The sequence below is a fragment of the Candidatus Hydrogenedentota bacterium genome (assembly GCA_012523015.1).
GTDB lineage: Bacteria > Hydrogenedentota > Hydrogenedentia > Hydrogenedentales > CAITNO01 > JAAYBJ01.
In genome coordinates, this window is sequence record JAAYJI010000090.1 from 1 (window position 1) to 1,548 (window position 1,548).

The 1,548-nt window shown below is 50.8% G+C and carries 2 protein-coding genes; one reads left to right on the plus strand and one right to left on the minus strand.

Annotated elements, in window-relative coordinates; genetic code table 11:
* The coding region (locus GX117_04190) for an adenosylhomocysteinase (protein ID NLO32543.1) at positions 1-753 on the minus strand (753 nt) is incomplete at its 3' end.
* Positions 754-1,130: 377 nt separating this feature from the next.
* Here GX117_04190 and GX117_04195 point away from each other — a divergent pair.
* A partial coding sequence (locus tag GX117_04195; GenBank protein NLO32544.1) for a DNA primase occupies positions 1,131-1,548 on the plus strand: 418 nt, incomplete at its 3' end.

The following is a 1,548-nucleotide window of genomic DNA, read 5'->3' on the forward strand; positions in this document are numbered from 1 at the left end:
AGCGAGGGATTCTCTGCACCCGTATAGATTATCGAATTTGGATTTGGTGACGCTGTCGTTGACATTCATGGCTCGGGTGAGCAGGCTGCCGTCACGCATCATGTGATAAAGTCGATGCACGCCCGTCGTGGTCTCTTCGGACAGGCCGATCCAGTCCGCTGCGACGCGGTGCCAATAGTCGGGATCTTTGCCATGAATTTTACGGAGAAGTGTATCCACCACTTCAATTTCATGGTTGTCTTTGGAAATGGGCAGCAGTTCTTTTGTTTTGTTGAAATGCTCTTCAAGGGCGTAGCCGCGGTGGATAAGCAAGGTTGCATCTCCGCCGTCATCGACGATTAGGTTCAGCGTCTTGCCGTCCGGGAAGCGCATGGCCTGGTAGGTGCACCACCAGTACTCCTCGAGGGTTTCTCCCTTCCATGCGAAGACGGGCACACCTTCCGCAGCCATGGCCGCGGCGGCATGGTCTTGTGTGGAAAAAATATTGCAGCTTGCCCAGCGTATCTCGGCGCCCAAAGCGCGCAATGTTTCGATTAACACGGCTGTTTGGATCGTCATATGTAAAGAGCCCATGATACGGGCTCCTTTGAGGGGCTTTTGGGCAGCGTATCGTTCACGAACCGCCATGAGACCGGGCATTTCTTTTTCTGCCATTTCGATTTCTTTGCGGCCCCAAGCGGCCAAACTGAGATCGGCAATTTTGTATGCCGGGCTTTCTTCGATATCGGGAAGTATAATGTGGGCTACTGCCATGAACAGTTCTCCTTAGTGTTTGTCCCTGCCTTTTCCTCCGCCACGCTATTATACCATATAGAAGCACTTTGATGAAGTAAAGGGCGCTGTGAGCATGACGCGGCGCTCCGGCGCAAGCGTATGAATCCGGCGCCCTGACAGGCCGCTCATGAGATCGCTTCGGATGGATCACAGAGCATTTCTTTTTATTTTTTTCAGCAGCTTGCTTTTTTACCTTAGTTATGGTACACTCTTGACATAAGAAAGTGCCAGAGGTGTGTCTTTTTTATAGTAGTCCTGTTGTTTGAATTGGATTGACATCCCTATCTTGTTGCCAATTTGGGACTTATAATTGCTGTACTTGTTTTTGAAACTGGCCGTACGCTATGAGGTAGTTGTTGAAAAAATATTCTCGAGAAATGATCGGCCGGGTTCTTGCCTCCTGTGACATCGTAGATGTAATAGGGGAGCACGTGGAACTGAAAGACTCCGGCAATCATCGTTTCAAAGGGTTGAGCCCGTTCACGAATGAAAAGACGCCCTCTTTCATGGTGAGCCGAGACCGCCAGATGTACTATTGTTTCAGCAGCGGTCAGGGCGGTGATGTCTTGCATTTTCTGATGGAACTTGAAGGCTTAAGTTTTAATGAGGCGCTGCAGAAGCTGGCGGATCGTGCGGGCGTTGTCTTGGAAAGTTCAGGGCGCAGCGATAACCGAGATGATTATTTGCGGCGGCGTTTGTTGGAACTGCACTCTTTCGCGGCACGCTTTTTTACGCGGCAATTGCAGGAGCCCGGCTCCGGCGCAAATGCGCAAG